General features: G+C 74.1%; 15 protein-coding genes. 8 read left to right on the forward strand and 7 right to left on the reverse strand.

Going from position 1 to position 20,468, the window contains the following annotated elements; genetic code table 11:
- Positions 1-63: 63 nt before the first annotated feature.
- The 4 genes from ACIQUT_RS10560 to ACIQUT_RS10575 form a co-directional block, all read right to left on the reverse strand.
- Positions 64-1,002, reverse strand: coding sequence for a glycoside hydrolase family 19 protein (locus tag ACIQUT_RS10560; RefSeq protein ID WP_403561533.1), 939 nt, complete (start codon positions 1,000-1,002; stop codon positions 64-66).
- Positions 1,003-1,223: 221 nt separating this feature from the next.
- Positions 1,224-1,637, reverse strand: a complete 414-nt coding sequence (locus ACIQUT_RS10565) for a rodlin (RefSeq protein ID WP_403561535.1) — start codon at positions 1,635-1,637, stop codon at positions 1,224-1,226.
- Positions 1,638-1,882: 245 nt separating this feature from the next.
- Entirely contained in the window at positions 1,883-2,827 is a 945-nt protein-coding gene (locus ACIQUT_RS10570) for a ketopantoate reductase family protein (protein WP_403561537.1), read from the reverse strand.
- 345 nt (positions 2,828-3,172) lie between these two features.
- Complete coding sequence (locus ACIQUT_RS10575) at positions 3,173-3,976, reverse strand: caspase domain-containing protein (protein ID WP_403561539.1); 804 nt, start codon at positions 3,974-3,976, stop codon at positions 3,173-3,175.
- 300 nt (positions 3,977-4,276) lie between these two features.
- Here ACIQUT_RS10575 and ACIQUT_RS10580 point away from each other — a divergent pair, with 300 nt between their 5' ends.
- From ACIQUT_RS10580 to ACIQUT_RS10595, 4 genes are all read left to right on the forward strand, one after another.
- Complete coding sequence (locus tag ACIQUT_RS10580) at positions 4,277-5,284, forward strand: hypothetical protein (RefSeq protein ID WP_403561541.1); 1,008 nt, start codon at positions 4,277-4,279, stop codon at positions 5,282-5,284.
- Positions 5,285-5,349: 65 nt separating this feature from the next.
- Positions 5,350-9,435: an AAA family ATPase gene (locus ACIQUT_RS10585; protein WP_403561543.1), complete on the forward strand. Its 4,086-nt coding sequence runs from the start codon at positions 5,350-5,352 to the stop codon at positions 9,433-9,435.
- A gap of 6 nt (positions 9,436-9,441) precedes the next feature.
- Entirely contained in the window at positions 9,442-10,596 is a 1,155-nt protein-coding gene (locus ACIQUT_RS10590; protein ID WP_403561545.1) for a trypsin-like peptidase domain-containing protein, read from the forward strand.
- Position 10,597: 1 nt separating this feature from the next.
- A complete protein-coding gene (locus ACIQUT_RS10595; protein WP_403561548.1) occupies positions 10,598-11,674 on the forward strand; it encodes a trypsin-like serine peptidase in 1,077 nt (358 codons plus the stop codon).
- Here ACIQUT_RS10595 and ACIQUT_RS10600 read toward each other — a convergent pair.
- On the reverse strand, positions 11,661-12,032 hold the full coding sequence (locus ACIQUT_RS10600) for a hypothetical protein (protein ID WP_403561549.1): 372 nt from the start codon (positions 12,030-12,032) through the stop codon (positions 11,661-11,663). The genes ACIQUT_RS10595 and ACIQUT_RS10600 overlap by 14 nt on opposite strands.
- A 313-nt stretch (positions 12,033-12,345) precedes the next feature.
- Positions 12,346-13,263 carry a MurR/RpiR family transcriptional regulator gene (locus tag ACIQUT_RS10605; protein WP_403561551.1) on the reverse strand — a complete coding sequence of 306 codons (918 nt, stop codon included), beginning with the start codon at positions 13,261-13,263 and terminating at the stop codon, positions 12,346-12,348.
- Positions 13,264-13,483: 220 nt separating this feature from the next.
- Between ACIQUT_RS10605 and ACIQUT_RS10610 the strand changes: the two genes are divergently transcribed.
- The 4 genes from ACIQUT_RS10610 to ACIQUT_RS10625 all read left to right on the forward strand — a co-directional run bounded on the left by ACIQUT_RS10610 (position 13,484) and on the right by ACIQUT_RS10625 (position 19,621).
- The gene (locus ACIQUT_RS10610) at positions 13,484-14,329 is read left to right on the forward strand and encodes a PP2C family protein-serine/threonine phosphatase (RefSeq protein ID WP_403561553.1); all 846 of its coding nucleotides are present in this window, start codon (positions 13,484-13,486) and stop codon (positions 14,327-14,329) included.
- Positions 14,330-14,395: 66 nt separating this feature from the next.
- Positions 14,396-15,343 carry an MASE1 domain-containing protein gene (locus ACIQUT_RS10615; RefSeq protein ID WP_403561554.1) on the forward strand — a complete coding sequence of 316 codons (948 nt, stop codon included), beginning with the start codon at positions 14,396-14,398 and terminating at the stop codon, positions 15,341-15,343.
- Between the two features lie 109 nt (positions 15,344-15,452).
- The gene (locus ACIQUT_RS10620; protein ID WP_403561556.1) at positions 15,453-16,883 is read left to right on the forward strand and encodes an SWIM zinc finger family protein; all 1,431 of its coding nucleotides are present in this window, start codon (positions 15,453-15,455) and stop codon (positions 16,881-16,883) included.
- Positions 16,880-19,621 carry a DUF6493 family protein gene (locus ACIQUT_RS10625; protein WP_403561558.1) on the forward strand — a complete coding sequence of 914 codons (2,742 nt, stop codon included), beginning with the start codon at positions 16,880-16,882 and terminating at the stop codon, positions 19,619-19,621. Before ACIQUT_RS10620 ends, ACIQUT_RS10625 begins: the two co-directional genes overlap by 4 nt.
- 89 nt (positions 19,622-19,710) lie before the next feature.
- Here ACIQUT_RS10625 and ACIQUT_RS10630 read toward each other — a convergent pair whose 3' ends face one another.
- Positions 19,711-20,367, reverse strand: coding sequence for an RDD family protein (locus tag ACIQUT_RS10630; protein WP_403561560.1), 657 nt, complete (start codon positions 20,365-20,367; stop codon positions 19,711-19,713).
- Positions 20,368-20,468: the final 101 nt, after the last annotated feature.

The raw sequence follows: 20,468 nt of genomic DNA on the forward strand, positions 1-20,468 counted from the left end.
GGCGGCTCGGCGGCTCGGCAGATCAGCCGGTCGTGCAGATCAGCCGGTCGGCAGGTCAGCAGGTCAGCAGGTCAGACGGTCGCCCGGGGTCACGCCCAGCAGGGCGGTGAAGTTCCGGTACGCGTCCACCCGGCTCCGGACCTGGGCGGGGTTGCCGCCGTTGCACTCCAGGGCGCCGTTGATGGAGCGGATCGTCTCGCCGAAGCCGGCGCCGTTCACCATCGCCGCGTGGGCGGTCATCGTGCCGGGGCCGTTCTGGGTGTTCCAGTACCACAGGGCCGTCTTCATGGCGACCGCCGGATCCTGCTCCACGAGGTACGGGTTGGCGAGCAGGTTGATGCCGAGGGCGTCGCCGGCGGCCTTGTAGTTGAAGTTCCAGCTCAGCTGGATGGGGCCGCGGCCGTAGTAGGCGGCCTGCCCGGCCGGGCAGCCGTACGGCCGGCCCGCGTCGCAGTAGTGGGGGTAGTTGGCGGTGTTCTGCTCGACGATGTGGACGAGTCCGCCCGTCTCGTGCGAGACGTTCGCGAGGAAGGCGGCCGCCTCGCGCCTGCGGGTGGTGTCGTCGCCGGTGCCGGCGAAGCCGGGGTACGCGGACAGCGCCGCGACCAGCCCGTCGTACGTGTAGAAGGGATTCCGGTTCGGGAACATCTGCCGGAACTGCGCCTCGGAGACCACGAAGCCGGACGGGTTCCCGTTCCCCGGGTCCGGGTCCTGGCCGCCGCCGGTGCCGCAGGCCCCGAGGTCGGACCAGACGCCCCACTGGCCGGTGGTGCCGGGGGTCTCGCCCCGGGTCCACCACTTGGCCTGCCAGTTGTGCCCGGCGTGGGAGGCGTTCGTGCCGCCGGTGTAGACGGCCGAGGAGGACCACGGTGCGGCGCAGGCCGCGGCGGCAGCGGCGGGGGAGGCGGTGGCCGGGGCGGCGGGGAGGGCGGCCGCGAGGCCCAGGGCGGCCGCGGCCGCGGAGGCCAGGGCGAGGGTGCGGCGGCGGAGTCGACGTATCACGCAACTACTCCTTGAGCGGGGGGAATTGCCGGTGGGGCGGCACGTTCCGCCACTCAAGCGAAAATGGTCTGAACCTGTCAAGGTCTAGACCAGAAGCTTTGCCGGGCAGGGGACAGCCGGACGGCCGGACGCCGGACGGCGGGCAGGGCCCGTACGCGAAGCGGCGTACGGGCCCTGCCCGTGGTGCGATCCGGCGCGGCTCCGCCGGCCGCGCCGGCCGGTCAGCTGCCGGCGGAGAGGTTGCCGGAGAGGACCGGGATGTTGCTGAGGACGTGCGAGAGGGTCTCGTCACCCTTGGCCTGGGTGGAGTTCTCGGCGCACTGCTGGTTCATCGGGTTGGACGCGACGTTGATGTCCTGGACGCCGACGTTGGCGAGGAGCGCGAGCAGCGACTGGGCGTTCACCTTGACCGGCAGGCCGACGCAGGGCTTGTTCAGAGTGCCCTGGACCAGGCTGAGCTGCGGGCTCTGCGCGCCCTCGGTCTTCTGGTTGCCGTAGATCTGGGCCGAGTCGTTGCCGTTGACGGTGTTGATGCCGTTGTCGTTGCCGATCGCCATCGCCGGGGAGGCTACCGCGGCGCCGGCGGCCAGCACGGAGGCGGTGACCGCGGTGGTGGCCATGAGCTTCTTGAGCATGGGGAGGATCCTTCTGTCGCACTGTCACATGGTGGGTGCCCCCGGCGGGACGAGCTGATCAACTGCCGACCCGGCCCGGGGTTATCCCCTGTCACCCGAGTGGCCGAGCGTGCGGCCCGGGCGGCCTCACCCCCTCCCACCCCCGCAGGCCGGACAGCACGAAGTCCCGGACCCCCGCGGGAGCCCGGGACTTCACGGGTGCACTTCGCTTGACCGCCGTGTTCAACGACGGGCCGCGCGAAAGGTCACCCGGCGTCCTCCCGCCCGGGCTGCGCCGCGGTGCGGTGCTGGTGCACCCGCAGGTGGAGGGTGGCGAGGTCCAGCAGCGGGGTGGGGACCGCAAGGGCCCGGGCGCGGGCGACCAGGTCGCCGAGGACGTGCTCGACCTCGGTGGGGCGGCCGGCCAGCACGTCCCGGTACATGGACGGGGTGAGCCGCGACCCGGCGGTGGTCACCGTCTGCGTCGTGAAGTCGAGCTCGGCGTCCGGTACGGGGTACCCGGCGGCCGCAGAGACGGCCGCCGCCTCGGCGAGCAGGGCCCGGGCCAGTCCGGCGCCGCCGGGGACGGCGTTGAACTCGCCGACGGAGCCGCGCATCAGGCAGGTGGAGGCGCCGAGGGCGGTGATGAAGACCCACTTGTGCCACATCGCGGCGGTGATGTCCGGGGTGTCGGGGCTGTCGATGCCGGCCCCGGCCAGCAGGGCGCGTACGGTGTCCACCCGCGCCGAGGGCGCGCCGTCGAGCTCGCCGGTGAGGATCGCGGACGGCGGCGCCAGGCGCACGATGTCGCCGTGTTCGTCGAGCGTGGTGACCACCTTGGCGACGCCGCCGAGGACCGCCCTGCGGCCGAAGGGCTCCGCGAGCCGGTCGAGATGGGCCATGCCGTTGAGCAGGGGGAGGATCGCGGTCCGCGGGCCGACCGCCGGGGCGAGGTCCTTGGCCGCCCGGTCGAGGGCCGTGGACTTCACCGACAGCAGGACGAGGTCGTACGTCTGCGCCGGCTCGTCGGCGGTCACCAACTGCGGTGCGAGGACCGTCTGCTCGCCGAGCCCGGACACGCGCAGGCCGCGGGCGCGCAGGGCCGCGGCCCGCCGGGGCCGCACCAGGAACGTGACGTCGTGTCCGGCCCGGTGGAGGCGGGAGCCGAACCAGCCGCCCACGGCGCCGGCGCCGACGGTCAGGATTCTCATACGGGAGAGTGTCTCTCATCAGTTAAGCGATCCCGTGCGAACCGTTGGGTTCGGTGTGGGTTCTGACCACCTGGGTGGGGCGGCATGGGCGTGGATCAACGACACCGCCACGAAAGGGTCACGCATGCGATCCACGAACCCACGAACGACACCGGCACCCGACACACGGCAGGGAACCGACGAATGACACATCACCACGGATCCCGAAGGAAACACGTGAGCGTTTCGTGAGCGGCCGACGCCCTGCGGGGTCAGGGCGTACGCCGCACGCAGGACGTTCACCGGGCGCCGGCCGTCGGCGGGCACCCGGTCGAGGACGCCCGCCTCGGGTGTCGCTGCCCCGGCTCAGACGGTGAAGGGCTTCTGGCCGAGGAACTCGGTCGACGGGCTGCCCGTCGTGTAGAAGTTCGGCACCTGCGAACGCGGCAGCCGCTCCTTGATGCTGCGGTGGAAGTCCTGGTAGCCGCCGGAGAACGAGCCCTGGCCCCATACCCGCAGCAGGGCCCCGGTGAACGCGCCGTTGGCGCTGCCGTCCATCGCGAACTGGTCGTCCTGGCAGGCGGAGATGAGCACGGCGCCCGGACCCGCGCCGTTGCCCTCCTGCCTCAGCTCGCGCTGGAGCCGCTGGTAGAACTCCTTGTTCTGCTCGAACACCTGCTGCTGGCGCAGCACGGGCATGACCCGGGGCCGCGCCTCGCCGTTCCCGTTGCCGGCGTCCGGGGCTTCCGTCGCGGTGCCGCTGTGGCAGCAGTCGAGGAGGGAGAAGATGCGGACCCCGGGGGAGAAGCGGTGGAACTCGCGGTTCAGCTCGTCGTCGAGGAACTCGCGGTCGTAGAACACCAGGGTCTCGTCGAGCTCGTCCGCTTCGTTGCCCTCGGTGTCGGGCATCTGGCCGCCGTGGCCGGAGTACGTGAACAGCAGGATGTCGCCGTCCTTGAGCTGCTTGGCGGCCTTGCGCAGCGCGCCGGTGATGTTGTCGACGGTGCCCTGCTCGGTGAGCAGCACCGTCTCCCGGAATCCGGCGGCGCGGGCCAGCTCCGCCATGTCGCGGGCGTCGTTCTCGCAGGCCATGAGCTGTCCGTCCCAGCCGTTGTACTTGGCGGGGTCGACCTGGTTGAGTCCGACGTGAATGGACAGGCCGGTGGTCATGAGGTCCTCCTCGGGGCGGGGATGGGGATACCTCGGGGATGGGTTCCGCGGCAGAGGGCGGCCGAACCCCGCGGCGGGCAGCGACCCCCGATCGGGCCCCGCGGGGGCCGGCGGCGGCCGGGCGCCCGAATGCGTGACCCGCCGGGGCCGCGACCGCGCGCGATGGCATCCGGGCCTGCCGCCGTGTGAGTTGACCGGTCAATATTCAAGCGGAGCAACGCCTGCGGCCAACTGGCGGCTTCCCGTTGACCGGCCAATACTGGCGGTGACCGGCATCCGTGCTCCCGCGCGGGAGGCGCAATGGAACCCCGGATCGTCTACGTCCACGGCAACGGCAACAAGCCGCGCGAGGAGCTGCTCACGTCCCAGTGGGACACGGCCCTCTTCGGCGTCGACATGGGCACTGCCTCGCGCATGGCCTACTGGGCGCCGCTGCTCCATCCGGAGCCGCTGCCCGACGGGCAGGCCGACCCCCTCGACGGGGGTGCGGTGCCGGCCGAGGAGACCCGGGAGTCGGCGCCTGTGTCCGTGGAGGCGACCGAGGAGTTCGTGGCGCGGACCCTCGCCGAGGCGCGCGCCGACACGGCGGTCCGCGCCGAGGGCGCCGGGAGCACCGACGAGGGCGCGTCCGGGACCGGAGCCGGGACCGCAGCCGGGTCGGACCAGCCCCTCGCCGACTGGCTGCGGGACATGGGCTACCTGGCCGAGGCGCTCGCCCAGGACGGCGGCCCGCCCATCGGCGGCTCCGGCGGCCCCGGCGGGCCGGAGGCGCTCCCGCTGCCCGCGTTCGCCCGCACCCGGCTGTTCCGGCTGCTGGTCAAGCACACCTTCAAGGACGTCCACGCCTACTTCTTCGGCGGCGCCGGAGCGGCCATCCGCGACGTGGTCCGCCAGGCCCTCGACCAGGCGCGGGAGGGTGCCGGCGCCGGCGGCCCGCTGGTCGTCGTCGGCCACAGCCTCGGCAGCATCGCCGCGTACGAGGTGCTGGCCGAGGAACCGCGCGACGTCGACCTGTTCGTGACCATCGGCTCGCCGCTCGCGATCACCGAGATCCAGGACGTGCTGGCCGGGCCGCCCGCGGTCCCCGCCGGGGTCGCCGTGTGGCGCAACGCCTCGGACCTGCGGGACCTGGTGGCGCTGGACCACACCCTGCGCCCCGAGTACGCCCCCGTGCACCTCGTCACGGACCACCTGGTCCTCAACACCAGCGGCAACCACCACGGGGCCCGCGAGTACCTCGCGACCGGCCCGGTCCGGGAGCCCGTCCGGGCGCTGTTCGGCGGCCTTGCCGCACAGCAGACGGGGTGAAACCATGACAGGTATCACCAGTCGATCCCTCTGCTGCCCCGTGCGGGCAGCCTGGTAGGTGCGGTATGCCGCTCAGGGACACGGAATGGATCCTGGTCATCGACTGGGTGCGGGACCACCTCCTCGACACCCCGGACCCCCACAACCGGCTGACCGGGTGCGGGTTCTCCGAGAAGTTCGTCGGCTCCCTGGAGCTGACCGCGATGGCCCAGGTGAACGCGGAGAACCTCGTCCGCGCAGTGCGGGCCACCATCGACGCGCAGGTGTTCCTGCTCGGTGTCCTGGCGACCCGGGCCACACTCGCCCCCCTCCCGGACGTGGCGAAGGCCAAGGAGTTCCTGGCCCGGCTGGAGGAGGACCGGCGGGTCCACGTCTCGGACCGGGACCCCTTCCTCGCGGGCCTGCTCAGGAGCGGCGCCGAGGTGTTCGTCGACCGCCAGGACCTGCGCGAGCGGCTGAGGGAGTTCCTCGCCGACCCCGACATGACCGTACTGGCCGTCGACGGGGAGCCCGACAGCGGCCGCTCGTACACGTACAACCTCATCCGGTATCTCGGCCAGCACTGCGGCTTCCGCCCGGTGCGCATCACCCTGACGCAGACCACGACCGCCGCCCAGGTCATCCGGCGGCTGGCGGGGTACGTCATGGACCGGCGCGATCCGGTACCGCCGTTGAGCGGTGCACAGTTGAACGATCCACAGTCCTGGATGGACGACGCCGTCCACGAGGTCGTCGTCCGCGCCACGAGGGTGCCGGAGCGGCTCTGGTTCGTCCTCGACGACTGCGACCGCCTCGACGCCCACTCCGACGTCTGGGACTGCATCGGCCGACTGGCCCAGGCCGTCTTCGACTCCGCCCCCGGGCCGGACGAGGCCGTGCCCCGCCTCGTCCTGCTCGGCTACGGGCCGACCATGCCCCAGCTGCCGTACGACGTCCGCAAGAACGTGTGCCAGGACACGGCGCGCACCGCCGGCCCGGACGATGTCGAGGCGTTCTTCCGGCAGTTCTTCACCGACCCGCCGGCAGCGGATGACGATGACGAACTCTCCGCCCTGGTCGGTCTGGCCGCCACGGCGGTCCTGGACGCCGCACGGGCGCCGGGGGAAGGCAGCTACATGCGCAGGCTGTGCGAGGCGGCCGAGACCACCGTCCGCACCCACCGCTCCCTGCGCCCCGGAGAGAGCTTCGAGGCCCGCCTCCGCCAGGAACTGCTCGCCGCGACCGGCCCGCTGCCGTCCGCGCCCGTTCCGGACACCGTCCGCGCCTACCGGGAGGCCGCCTGCCTGCTCACCGGCTTCGACCCGGCGAAGCTGCGGCTGCCCGGCGAGGCGGAGGCCACCGGCGGGGCGGGACCGGTGCTCGTTCAGGACTGCACGGTCATCGCGCCGCACCCCGCTCCCCGATGGGCCCTGAAGGAGGAGGTCCGCCAGGCTGCGCTGCAGGGTCTGGCCGGGCCCGAGGCGGCCCGCCGGGCCCTGGAGACCAATCTGGAGCTGGTGCCCGAGGGGGCCGGTCCGGAACGGATCGCCCTCGCCCTCCTCTCCGACGGCCCGCCGTCCCGGGACGCGGCGGATGCCGACGCCCACACCGCTGCCGCCGAGGACGCCGACGTGCTCGCCGACACCCTCCAGGCCGTGCTGTGGCTGTCGCAGATCCCGGGCACGACCGGCGTCCCGGACCCCGAACAGGTGCAGCGGCGGCTGGAAAGGGCCCGCCTGCTCCAGCCCCTCCGACACCTGGTGCGGAACCCCTTCTGCGGCCGGGCCGCCGAGATCGAGGAACTGCGGGCGTACGCGCTCGACGACACGGGCGGCCCCGTCCGGCAGCCCCCGCTCCTGATCCACGGGCTGGCCGGCGTCGGCAAGAGCACCCTGCTCGCCACGTTCCTCCTGGACATCCGCGACGACGTGCCGGGCGGCTTCCCGTTCGCCTACATCGACTTCGAGCGGCCCACCCTCTCGGTCCACGAGCCGGCCACCCTGATCGCGGAGGCGGCCCGTCAGCTCGGCATCCAGTACCCCGACCACCAGGCCGCGTTCGACGCGCTGGCCGGGGAGTGCGAGGAGACGGCCCGCACCCAGCGGGAGGAGCAGAACACCGTCGACGAGCTGTACCGGCTCTCCACCACCCGGGCGGGAGCCGGGCGCGCGTCGGCCGAGCGGTTCAACACGCTGGCGAGGGAACGCGAGACCACCCTGATCCGCAGGTGCGCGGAGCTGGTCCGGCAGGCCGTGGGCACGGCGCCCGGCACGGCCGGCCCGCCCCTGGTGATCGTCGTCGACTCCTTCGAGGCGGCCCAGTACCGGGCGAACCCGGTCCTCGGCCGGCTGTGGGCCATGTGGGTGGCCCTGCAGGAGGCGTATCCGCGGCTGCGCTGGATCGTCGCGGGCCGGGCTCCGGTCAACCACCCGGCGCAGGCCGCCGAACCGCGCGTCATCGCCCTCGGGGAGCTCGAACCGGACGCGGCGGTGGAACTGCTGACGTCCTGCGGCATCCACGACCGGGCCGTGGCCGGCATGCTGGCCGAGCGGGTCGGCGGACATCCGCTCAGCCTGAAACTGGCGGCGCACGCGGCGGCGGCGGAGCGGTGGGCCGGCTCGCTGGGCGAGCTGATGGACACCCTGGACAGCCTGCCCGCCCAGCGCCGGGGCTTCTACCACAGCGTCGACCGGACGGTCGTCCAGGGCGCCCTGTACGACCGCATCCTCAAGCACATCCCGAAGCCGGACGTACGCGCCCTCGCCCAGGCGGGCCTGGCCCTGCGGACGATCACCCCCGAGCTGATCCGGGAGGTCCTCGCCGAGCCCTGCGGGCTGACGGTGGACTCCGGCGAGGAGGCGCGCCGCCTGTTCGGCGGGCTGGCCCGGCTCGACCTGATGGAGCCGGCCGGACCCGGCGCCCTGCGGCACCGACCCGACCTGCGCTCCATCATGCTGCGGCAGACGGACACCGCACGCACCGGCCTCATGCGCAGGGTCGGGCGGCGCGCCGTGGCCTACTACGCGGCCCGCGAGGGGCCGGCGGCGCGGGCCGAGGAGATCTACCACCGGCTGCGCCTGGGCGAGAACCCGCGCGCCGTGGACCAGCGCTGGGAGCCCGGTGTCGAACGGCACCTCGGCACCGCGATCGATGACATGCCCCCGCGGTCGGCCGCGTTCCTGAGCGGGCACCTCGGCGGCCACACGCCCGAACGGGCGCTGCTCGACGCCGACCAGGAGGACTGGGAGCAGATCACCGCCAAGGAAGTCGAAGACCTGCTCAGGCAGGACTTGACCGAGCAGGCCGCGGCCAGGCTCGCGGAGCGCCGCCCCTGGACCCCGGGCAGCCCCCTGTACCCGCTCCTCGTCACCACCCTGGAGCGCCGCGGGCAGCTCAAGGACGCCAGGGCCGCGGCCGAGGAGGCCGCGGACATCGCGGAGGAAGCCCGCGCCGCCGACGCCCAGCTCGAACTGCTGCAGCTGTCCGGACGTCTGGCCGAGACGTACGGCGACCGGCAGGAGGCCGAACAGGACTTCGGTGAGGCGGAGGCCCTCGCGACCGCACTCGGCCGGCACGACGAGGCGATGGGCGCGATGCTGGCCCGGGCCAGGGTCGCACCGTCCGCCGAGCGTACGGCGAAGATCTGCGACGGACTCGCGCAGCGGCTGTGGGAGCTGTCCGACGAGGCCCTGGCCGAACAGCCGGTCCTGGCCCGGGCCGTCGCGGCCAGGGTGGGCGGGCGGGACCCGGCGGCCCTGGACCGTGTCCTGCGCGTCGTGGGCCTGCCGGAGACCGAGGAGGGGGTCGTGGACGCCCTTGCGGAAGGGATCGGCAGGGCCCTCGCGCTGCAGCCCGATCTGGGCCCGGCGCTGAGGGGGCTCCTGCGGGAGGCGACCGGCCCCGCGGTCGCCGCGCACCCGAGCACGGCCGGGGCCCTGCGCGAGGTCCGCAGGCGCGACTACCTCGACGAGCTCTCCCGTCGCCTGCTCGTGCTGCGGGACCCCAGCGGTGAACTCGTCTCCGGCGTGGCGGCCGCGATGGGCTCCGGCACCACCGGCGACGGCCCCGGGGAAGGCGAGGACCCCGGTCCGGCGGCCGTCGTGCGACCGGCCCCGTGGCCGCCCGCCACCCCGCCGACCACACCGGAAAGGAACGGCCCCCGAGCGGCCTGACCCGGCATGAGCGACGACTACTTCTCCTCGGACGAGATCTTCGAGCTGTACCAGGCCGCCCTCGACGCAGGCCTCGCCGATGACGAGGTCCGGCCTCTGCTCCTCAGAGGCATCATGCCCCGCTACAAGGCGCTGCTGCCGAACAGGGAAGCCCCCGGCGTCCAGGTGCAGTCGGACCTGGACGAGATGAACCAGGTGGAGCGGCTGGTCGACGGCACGGTCCCGCTGGAGGCATGGCTCCGCAACGCCGTCGCCCAGACGACCGAGGCGGCCCCGCGGGCCGTGTTCCAGCGCGCCTTGGACAAGCTGGTGCGCGATTCGGCGGGTGAGCCCGACGTGCCGGCGCCCCCGTCGGCCGCGGAGACCAAGGAGGAGATCGTCTCCACCGACGACACCCTGCCCTACGAGTTCCTCCAGGGCGGCATCGTCGCGGGCGCCTCGGTGGCCCGGATCAAGGTGCCCCCGTTCCAGGGCGGTGCCCCGCTCCAGCCGAACGGCTTCCCGCACGCGGGGACGGGCTGGCTGATCGCCCCCGGCCTGCTGGTCACCAACCACCACGTGGTGACCGCCCGGACCCGCACGGCCGCCGACCGGGGCGTGGTGGCCCCGGCGGACCTGGAGCTGCAGGCGAAGAACTCCCGCTCCCGCTTCGACTACGGCGCCGACGAGACGGAGACCGAGGAGGTGGCCGCGGAAGCCCTGCTGGCCTCGGACCCGGACCTGGACTACGCGGTCCTGAGGCTCGCCGGCCAGCAGGAGCGGCCCCCCCTGCGGGTGGCCACCGAGCCGCTGGAGGTCGTACCGGGGGAGCCCGTCGCGGTCAACATCATCCAGCACCCCGGGGGCCAGCCGAAGCGGGTCGCCCTGCGCAACAACCTGGTCTTCGAGACGGACGACAAGGACGTGCGCTACTTCACCGACACCCGCGGCGGCTCCTCCGGCTCCCCGGTCCTGACCGACGACTGGAAGGTCGTCGCGCTGCACCGCGGGGCGCGGCGCGTCGAGAACGTCGTCTACCAGGGCAAGAACGAGGCGTTCGTCAACGCCGGAACCCAGCTGAGCAGTGTCATGCGCCACCTTGCGGAGCACAGTCCTGCGGTCCACGCCGAGATCGCGGCGGCGCAGGCGGCGCTCGGCGGGCAGAGCGGACCGGAGGTGTGAGATGAGCGGACGGTCACCGGTGGCGACCGGTGCCGAGCAGGTCTTCGGCGACCTGCGCGCGGTCGCCGAGCGGGTCCGCCAGGGCCTGGCGGCGGCCCGGGACGCGGAGGCGGAGATCCGGGAGTCCGCCGCCGACCTCCCCGCGGGGCGGGCGGCGGCCGCCGAGATCGGCGGCTTCGCCCTGCGGGAGCGGGCGAGGGTGCTGGAGGCCGGTGCCCGGGGGCTGGAGAAGCTCGCCGCCGGGCGTGCCGACGAGGTGGACGAGGACGAGTACTTCGGGGTGGAGGCGATCGTCCTCCTGGAGGGCCGGCCCGCCATCCTCGTCCAGGGGCAGGACTTCCCGTCGCAGCCGGGCGACTGGGCCGTGCTCGACGGCCACCGGGAGGGCATCCGCAACTCGATCGCCCGGGTGGGCCGGGTGGACGTCGCCGGGCACCCGCGCCTGGACTGGGTGGGGACCGCCTTCCTCGTCGGCCCCGACGTGGTGATGACGAACCGGCACGTGGCCGACGAGTTCGCCCGCGAGGAGGGCGCCGCGTGGGCCTTCCGGCCGGGGATGACGGCCCGCCTGGACCTGGCCGAGGAGCTGGCCGCCGCACCCGGGGACGCCTCGCTGGAGTTCGAGGTCACCGAGGTCATCGGCATCCACCCCGATGTCGACCTGGCCCTGCTGCGCGTGGAGACCGACGGCGGCGGCCGGGCGCCCGCCAGCCCGCTGGCCGTGGCGGCCGATCCGCCCGCCGACATCCCCGGCCGGCCGGTGTACGTCGTCGGCTACCCGGCGGAGGACAGCCGGCGCAACGAGCCGGAGGCCATGCGCCGGATCTTCATGGACGTCTACAACGTGAAGCGGCTGCAGCCCGGCACCACGACCAAGCTGGTCCGGGAGCGGCTCACCGTGAGCCACGACTGCTCCACCCTGGGCGGGAACAGCGGCTCCCCGGTCTTCGACCTGGCCGACCACCGCGTCCTGGGCCTGCACTACGGCGGCCGCTACGGCTTCGGGAACTGGGCGGTCCCGCTGTGGGAGATGGTGGACGACCCGCTGCTGAGCCGCGCGCAGGTCAACTGGGTGTGACGCGCAGGGCGTCGCCGACCAGGCGGACGGCCCGGGACAGCCGGCCCAGCTGCTGCAGTTCGACGGCGTACATGCGGATGGAGCTCTCGATGGCGACCTCGGGGACGCCCATCGAGGGCAGTTCGGCGCGGCTGGTCTCCAGGGCGACGCGGACGGCGCGCATCTCGTGCTGCAGCTGGAGCTGTGCGTGCCGGCACAGCAGGACGGGGCTGCGGGTCAGCGTGGAGTAGGCGCCGTAGCGGGCCGGGAGCAGGTCCCGCAGCCAGCGCATGGCCGTGCGTTCCCAGTCGTGCGTCCCGGGGGCGTTGACCTGGCAGGGCCAGTCCGGGCTGAGAGCGGGGGAGAGCGTCTGGCGCATACGTCGCTTCCGAATGGTCGAACTGATCGAGACGTAAGTGGGCGGCGGCCCCGGCCCAGGGGTTGACCGGGGGCCGCCACAAGCGCTCTGGTGGATCCGCTGCCGGGACCGGCACCCGGGCGGGGCGTGAGGAGGAGTCGTCCCGCCCGGGTATCCGTTCCGGAAGAGCGTTAGGGGTCGCTCTCCTTGGCGCGTCTGACAGATCCGGCGCGCTGCTCAGTAAACATATATACCGTCGAGTAGACAAGAGAATGAAAAATTACATACGCCTCGACGGCATGAAAATGAACGGACGAAACGGGCCAAACCAGGTCTAAAGGAAGAAGCCGTGCTGGTCGGCCACCTGCTCGTAACCCTCCAGCCGCGCCTGCGTCCGCTCCGGATCCGCATCCGCCATCGCCTGCAGCAGCGCCGCGGACAGCACGCCCGGCGCCGCGTACGAGTCGAACACCAGCCGTGCCCCCGTACCGGCGGTCAGCGCCACGTCCGCCTCGTCGACCAGCGGCCCCAGCGTGGTGTCCGTGATCAGCGCGATCTTCAGCCCGGCCGTCCGGGCCGCCCGCAGCGCCGACAGGGTCTCCTTCGCATGCCGCGGCATGGCGAACGCCAGCGCCCAGGTCCCGCCCGCCTCCCGGGACTGCAGCAGGGCGTCGTACGCCACGCTGCCGCCCCGCGTGACCAGCCGGACGTCGGGGTGGATACGGCGCGCCGCGTACGCGAAGTACTCCGCCAGCGACACCGAGATCCGCAGGCCCAGCACGGTCAGCGGCACCGAGCGGGCCAGCTCGCGGCCGATGTCCAGCACCTGGTCGGTGTCGGCGAGGAGCCGCCGCACGTTCTCCAGGTTCTCGATCTCGGCGTCCACGGCCGCCTGCAGCTCGTTGCGCCGGTACTCCTCACGGCTCTCCGGCGAGCCCGCGACCGCGCTCAGCGCCATCGGCTGCAGGACGTCGCGCAGGGCCGGGTAGCCGCTGAACCCGAGGGCGGTGGCGAAGCGCGTCACCGACGGCTGGCTGACCCCCACCCGCTCCGCCAGCTCCGTGATCGACAGGAACGCGGCCTCGGTCAGATGGTCGATGAGGTACTGGGCGATGCGCCGCTGACCAGGCGAAAGACGATGGCCGTCGAACAGCCCGCGGACCTGGGCGCCCGGAGCCCGCTCACGGTCGGTCGCCTGCCCGCTCGGCGTGATCGCAGCTGCCTGTGCGCGCGCCTGCTGCCCCGATGACACCGGTGGGCCTCCCTCTCATGTCACTCTTTCTCCAACATAGCTCACGCCCTGTGGTCGGCCGACAGGCCGCGGACGCCCCGTCCGACCGGTGAGATGCGGCCGCTGTCGCTCCCCGCCGACCTCTGGAAATATGATGAACGCGGCACGGGGCTTCGGCGCAGGACGCCGCGAGAGCCGAGAGCAGGGACGAGCGACGTATGGATGCACCCGGGAGCAGTCCGTGAACCCGCGCCGTGCGCCGCGCCGCACCCCCCGGGTACAGAGCGCCGACGACCTGCTGAGCACCCTCGGCCGGCTCACCGCCCGCGCACGGGCCGGCGCCGAGCACCAGCAGCCCCGCGTGGAGCTCGCCGAGGCGCTCCAGCGCGAGATGCTGCCCGCCGTCCTGCCCGCCCTGCCCGGACTGCGCACCGCCGCCCGCTACTCGCCCGCCCGCCACGGCCTGGACATCGGCGGCGACTGGTACGACGGGTTCGGGCTGCCCCAGGGCGCCCTCGCCTTCTCCATCGGCGACGTCCAGGGCCACGACGTGGAGGCGGCCGCCTTCATGGGGCAGGTGCGCATCGGCCTGCGCGCCGTCGCCGCCGTCGTCGACGACCCCGGCGAGGTCCTCGCCCGCACCAACGACGTCCTGCTGTCGATGGGGCGCGAGCTCTTCGCCACCTGCACCCTGCTCCGCTTCGACCCCGAGACGTGGGAGCTGCACAGCGCCCGGGCCGGCCACGTACCCGCCCTGTGGGCCACCGTCGACGGCGGGTACGGGATGGCCGAGGACGAGGGCGGCCTGCCGCTCGGCATGCTCCCCGGCGCCGGATACGCCGTCACACGCCGCAAGCTGGACCGGGCCGGATCCATCGTCCTGGTCACGGACGGGGTCGTCGAAGGCCCCTCCTTCCCCATCGACGTGGGCCTCGAACGCGTGCTCCGGGTCGTCCGGGAGGGCGCGGGCGCCGACCCCGGCGAACTCGCCGCCGAGGTGATGAAGGTCGCCGACTCCACCGGCCACGCGGACGACGCGGCGGTCCTCGTCATCAGCCACAACGCGGGCGGACCCGCGCCCCGCTGATCCCGCCGACCCCGCAAGGGCGTGTCACGCCCCGCACGGCGGCGGGGCCTGTTGTCTGATGCTGTGATGCCCACCGTGGAACGGCGACGTCTGCTCGCCGACATTCTCCGGATCCTCGCCGTCGCGGTCGCCTACTGGGCCACCGGGCGGATCGGCCTCCTGCTCAGCGTGACCGTCGAGGGCGCGACGGTCACCCCGCTGTGGCCGCCCACCGGCATCGCCGTCGCCGCGCTGCTCTGGATGGGGCTGCGGGCGGCGCCGGGGATCATGCTCGGCGCATACCTGACCATCCAGCACCTCAGCCGTTTCGATCCCGCCGACACCGCCATCCTCCTGGGCAACACCCTCGCCCCCGTCTGCGCCTACCTGATGCTCCGCCAGGTCGGCTTCCGCCTGGAGATGGACCGGCTGCGGGACGGACTGGCCCTGGTGTTCCTCGGCGGCCTGCTGCCCATGCTGATCAGCGCGACCGTCGGCACCTCCACGGTCATCTTCACCGGCGACCTGCCGGCCGGCGAGTTCTGGTCGGTGTGGTCCGCATGGTGGGCCGGCGACGCGATGGGCGTCCTCCTCGTGACCCCGCTGCTGCTCGTCCTGCCGCGGCTGACGATGCCCGACCCCTACCGGGCGGGCGAGGCCGTACTGCTGCTCGCCGTCTGCGGGGCCGCCACCCTCGTCGCCGTCCAAAGCGACCTCTCCCTGCTCTTCCTCATCTTCCCGGTGCTGATCTGGGCATCCGTACGCCTCCAGCACGCCGGGGGAGCGCCCTGCGCCCTGCTGGCGTCCGTCATCGCCATCCACGCGGCGACCGAGCAGACCGGGCCCTTCGCCGACCACACCCTCTTCGAGATCATGGTCAACCTCCAGGGGCTCAACGGCTCCGCGGCCCTGACCGTGCTCCTGCTGTCCGCGCTGGTCACCGAGCAGAACAACATCCGCCTCAAGATCGAGCAGGTCTGCGAGGAACTCGCGGAGGTGGTCGAACGGCTCACGCCCCGTCGGCCGGAGGAGTGAGACAAGACAAGGGCAGGGGGCAGGCGCAGGGGCAGGGGCAGGGCGCCGGCCGGGGCGGCGGTGTGACGGCCCGTCGGCGTTGTCAGTGCCGGGACCTAGCTTTGCGCCCATGAGCCGATCCATGCAGGCACTCGCCTACGCGCGCCCGTCCGCCCTCACCTCCGACCGGGGAGGGCGCCTCCTCGGACTGGAGACCTCCGGAGGGCAGACACCCGTCGGCCACGAGGCGCACCCGCAGTTCTTCGCCGGGTTCCTGAGCTCCCCTCAGGCGGCCGCGCGCGGGCTGCTCGCCGTGGCCGACGTCGCCGCCGCGCGCTACTACCAGCGCACCCTGCGGGCCTCGCTGGACCCGGTCGTCACCGCGAACGGCGACCGGCTGCGGTTCGAGTCGTTCTCCGGCTGCTGCGGGGTGTACGCCCGGCTCGACGTGCTCCCCGAGGGCCTCGACGGCGCCGACACCGGCCACGGAACCACCAACGTCGACGTCAACAACCCGCTGCGCGACGCCCTCTCGCGGCTGACCGGCGACGAGCCGCTGCACCTGCGCGTCGGCCCCGACGAGCTGGCCGTCACCACCCTGGACGGCCCGGTCGTGGAGAAGAAGGTGCCGCTGCCCGACCGCTGGCTGCGCGGGTTCGCCGAGTCCCAGGTGATGTCCGCCGGCTTCGACCTGCGCGCCGAGCTGACCGCCGCCGAGGCCGTACGGTTCCTGCGCAGCCTCCCGCGCGGCGCCGCGGGGGCCGCCGGCGCCGCCCGCGGACCCCTGTGGGTCGTCCCCGCCGGCGCCACGCTGCGGCCCACCACCCGGCCGGTCCCCGGCGCCGTGTGCCTGCCCGGCCCGGAACGGCTCGCCGCCCTCCAGCGCGTGCTGCGGTACGCGACCGGGCTGCGCGTGTACGGGCCCGCGGCCCACGGCGGCGCGGCCGTCGCCAGCGCCTGGGAGGTCGCCCTGCCCGGCATGCGCCTCACCCTCACCCTCTCCCCGGAGCCCGCCCGCGGCTTCTCCGGCGAGGGCGGTGTCCTGGAGGCGCTCGCCACCGACGACGCGGCCGCCGACGCCGACCTCGTCTCCGTCCTGCTCGCCTGGGAACCGCGCATCGACACCGCCGACCTCGCCGCACAGTGCGGACTGAGCACGGAGCGCGTCCGCGCCGCCCTCGCCCGCCTCGGCACCGCCGGCCGGGTCGGGTACGACGTCGCCGAAGCCGCCTACTTCCACCGGGAGCTGCCCTACGACGCCCGCCGCGCCGAGCGCCACAACCCCCGGCTGGTCGCAGCCCGCACCCTGCTCGCCGAGGGCTCGGTTCTCCTGCACGCCGACGCCACCGCCACCGTCCTCTCCGGGGAGCGCCGCTACCAGGTCCGCGAGGCCGCCACCGGGGTGCTGAGCTGCACCTGCCAGTGGTGGGCGGACTACCGCGGCCGCCGCGGCCCGTGCAAGCACGCGCTCGCCGTCCGCATGGCCCGGCGCGCCGAACCGGCATCCGCCGCCCCCGCCCCTGCCACCGCCGCCGTCCCTGCTGCCGGAGAAGCCCGATGAGCACCGCCACCGCCACCACCACGTCCGCCGCTGCCGCCACGTCCGCCACCGCCACCGCCGCCGCCGTCCTCGACGCCGTCCGCGAAGGCCGCACCCACCTGCTCCCCGGCCTGGTCAAGCCGCTGACGGCTGCCGAACGCCGCGCCCTGGTCCCCGAACTCACCGCCCTGCGCCGCGAGATCCGCGGCTGGGACTGGACCCGCCGGTCCGAGCGCGAGCGGATACGCCTGGGCCTGCTCGTCGCCGGCGCCGGCTGCCACACCGGCGCGGCGGCCGCCGCCTCCTGGATCGCCGCCCGCGACCTGTGGGAGACGAGGGAGTCGGTCAACGGCATCCTGATCGACGTGCTCGCCGACCGCGACCCGGCCTGGCTCGGCGACCTCGCCCACCGCCTCGCCGCCCGTACCTCCACCGTGGACGGCCAGTACCGGCTGATCCGGGAGCTGCTGCTGCGGGCGCCGGCCGACTGCCCCGCCCCCACCGGCGACGCGTTCGTGCACGCGTGGGCCAGCCAGACGACCCACCGAGGCCACTGGGGGTCCACCGGCACGCTGCGCCTCGCACTGCGCGAGGATCCGTACGTACGCGAGCTGGTGCCCCGGCTGTTCGAGACGGCCGAGACCGCCGTGGCCCTCGGCTGGTACAGCACCCCCGGGGCCCCCGGCGGCTGGCCCGCGGAGCTCGCCGCACTCGCCGCGCAGGGGACCGTGGAGCGGCGGATGCTGCTCGACGGCTGCCTGGCCCGCCTGCTGCGCGGCGGCCGCCCCGCCGGACTCACCTTCTTCACCGACCTCCTGGGCGTCCTCGAACCCACCGAGGGCGAGCAGGAGGAGCGGACCGCGGACTGGATCGCCCTGGCCGCCGACGCGCACTCCCCGCTCGCCGGCCGTGCCCAGCAGGTCCTCACCGGCCTGTTCGAAGCCGGCCGGCTGCCCGCGGAGCGGCTCGCCGAGATGTCGGCCGCCGTCCTCTTCCGCCCGGAGAAGAAGCTCGTCCGCGCCCAGTTGGTGCTCCTCGGCAAGGCGCTGAGGCGGGAACGGGACGACCGCTTCGTCCTGCTGCCCGCCGTCGCCGCCGCCTTCGGGCACGCCGACACCGCCCTCCAGGAGCGCGCCCTGAAGCTCGTCGCCGCCCACCTGCGGCCGGAGGACGACGACCTGCGCACCGAACTCGCCTTCCAGGCCGAACTGATCGGCCCCGCCCACCGGCGTGCCGCCGCCGATCTGCTCGGCGCCGTCGCCGACGCCGCCGACGGCAGGACGCCGTACACGGAGACCCTGCCCCCGGCACCGGTGCGCCGCCGCCTGGACTCCGCCGCGCAGCTGTCGGTCGCCGAGACCGTCGAGCTGGTCGCCGCCCTGGTCAAGTCCCGGCGGCCGACCGCCGAGGAGACCGAGACGGCCTTCGACGCCCTCGTCCGCCACGCCCACCGCGACCGGGCCGGACTCGCCACCGCCCTGCGCCCGGCCCTGGCCGACCGGCCGTGGATCGGCGACGGCGGATACCACGCGGACCCCGAATGGCTCCAGGGCCTGGAGCTGGTCGCCGCCACCGTCATGGGGCACATCCGCGTGTACGACCTGCGCGCGGGCCGGGGCCTGCGGGACGACCGGTCGGGACAGGACTGCGCCCACACCGCCATGGCCGCGGTGACCGGTGCCCGGCTGTACGAGGCGGCCGCCCGGATCCTGGCGGACCCGCTGCCCTTCCTGCTCGCCACGCCGACCTGGGACACCGGATCCCTGGAACCGTCGGACCTCGTCGAACGCCTCGCCGCCTACGCCCGCCTGGGCGTCGCCCCCGAACCCGCCGACTTCGGCCAGGCGCTGCTGCGCGTACGGCGCGACCCGGAGGCCGCCCCGGCGGCGGCCGCGCTCGGCACGCCCGAGGGCGCACGCCTCGCGGCCTGGCTGACCGGGGCCGGCGAGCCGCCGCGCACGGTCCGCCGTGTCGCGGAGCCGGCACCGCCGCGGCCCGGCTGGTGGGGCGGCCGGATGCGGGAGTCGGTGCGGCGGATCGTCGTCGACACCGGGGAACGTCCGGTGCTGAACCGGGAGTTCCCCGCCCCGTTCCACCGGCTCGGCCGCGCGTTCGACGGCGGCAGCGCCAACCCCTGCTACCACTGGGAGGGCTGGGAACTCGTGCAGCTCGCCGTCCTTCCCGAGGACCGCGAGACGCAGGCGGTCATGCTGCTGCCCGAGCTGACCGCCTGCGCCGCCGTCGAGGAGCGCGGCGCGGGACAGCGGCTGTCCCGGCTGGCCGAGACGGGAGGCCCCGCGGGCCCCGTACTGCACCTGGCGGTGGCCACCGGCCTCGGCGCCCGGCACGCCGAGGACCGGCTGGCGGCCGTGGACGCGCTGCTGGTGCTCGCCGCGCGGGGTGAACTGGACACCGCGACGCTCGGGCAGGACCTCGCCGAACTGCTCGCCCTGGGCACGGTCAAGCCCAACCGGCTCGCCGACGCGGTGCGCACGGCCGCCGGAACGGGCGCGTACGCGACCACCTGGGCGGTGCTCGCCGGGGCGCTGCCGGCCCTGCTGGCCGACGGCGGCCTGCGCGGGGCGGGGGAGGTGCTGGCCGTGGCCGCCGAGTGCGCGGAGGCCTGCGGCGCCGCGGGACCGGAGCCCGCGGGACTGGCCGAAGTCGCCGGGCGGAGCGGCTCGTCGCAGCTGGTCGCCCAGGCCAGGAGGCTGCGGACGGCGCTCGCCGCGGCGGGCACGGCCGCTGCGGGCGTCTGACGCCGCGCCGGACGGGGCCCCGGAACGGACTCCGCCCGGCAGCGAACGATCGCTGCCGGGCGGAGAGGGGGGAAGAGGAGGGAGCGGCCTCAGCCCTTGGGGACGCGGATGACGACGGTGCTGCACACCTTGTCGGCGAAGGTCTGCGACTTGTCGTCCCAGAGCGGCCACAGCCAGCCGAGGTAGCAGGCCAGGCTGTCGAGGGCGTGGGCCAGCTTGCGGACGAACGCCATGCCGAAGCCGAGGACGTTGCCGTCGGCCTCACGGCGCACGCTGATGCCGACGATCTTCTTGCCGATGCTCTGGCCGGTGGAGCCCTCGCGGTACAGCTGGAAGACGGCCATGCCGATCGCGTACAGCACGCCGATCGCGAAGAACACGCCGGGCTCGGCGGTCGCCGGGTCCGAGGCCATGGCGAGGTCGATGAACCCCAGGCCGTACATCGGACCGGCGATGATCAGGACGTCGAGCAGGTGCGCGCCGACCCGCAGGCCCCAGTGGGCGAGCGGGGGCATCCCGGTGCCCGGCATCCCCGGCATCCCCGGCATGCCGGGGGCGGGGTGGCCCGGGTACGGGGCGGCCTGCGCGGGCTGCTGCGGGTAGCCGTACTGCGGCGGGACGCCCTGCGCGGGCTGCTGCGGGTAGCCGTACTGCGGGGGGACGCCCTGGGGAGCCTGCTGCGGGTAACCGGGCTGACCCTGCGGGGGCTGCTGGCCGTACGGGTTGTTCGGATCGCCGAAGCTCATGGCGAAATCTCTCCGGTGTCGGAAATGGGGACGTTGCGGACCGAGCCGAGGAACGACGCCATTTGACCGGTTTGCCCCCCGTAGGCAGCCGCGATGTTGCG

This window comes from Streptomyces sp. NPDC090445, assembly GCF_044769385.1.
In the GTDB taxonomy this organism is placed as follows: domain Bacteria; phylum Actinomycetota; class Actinomycetes; order Streptomycetales; family Streptomycetaceae; genus Streptomyces.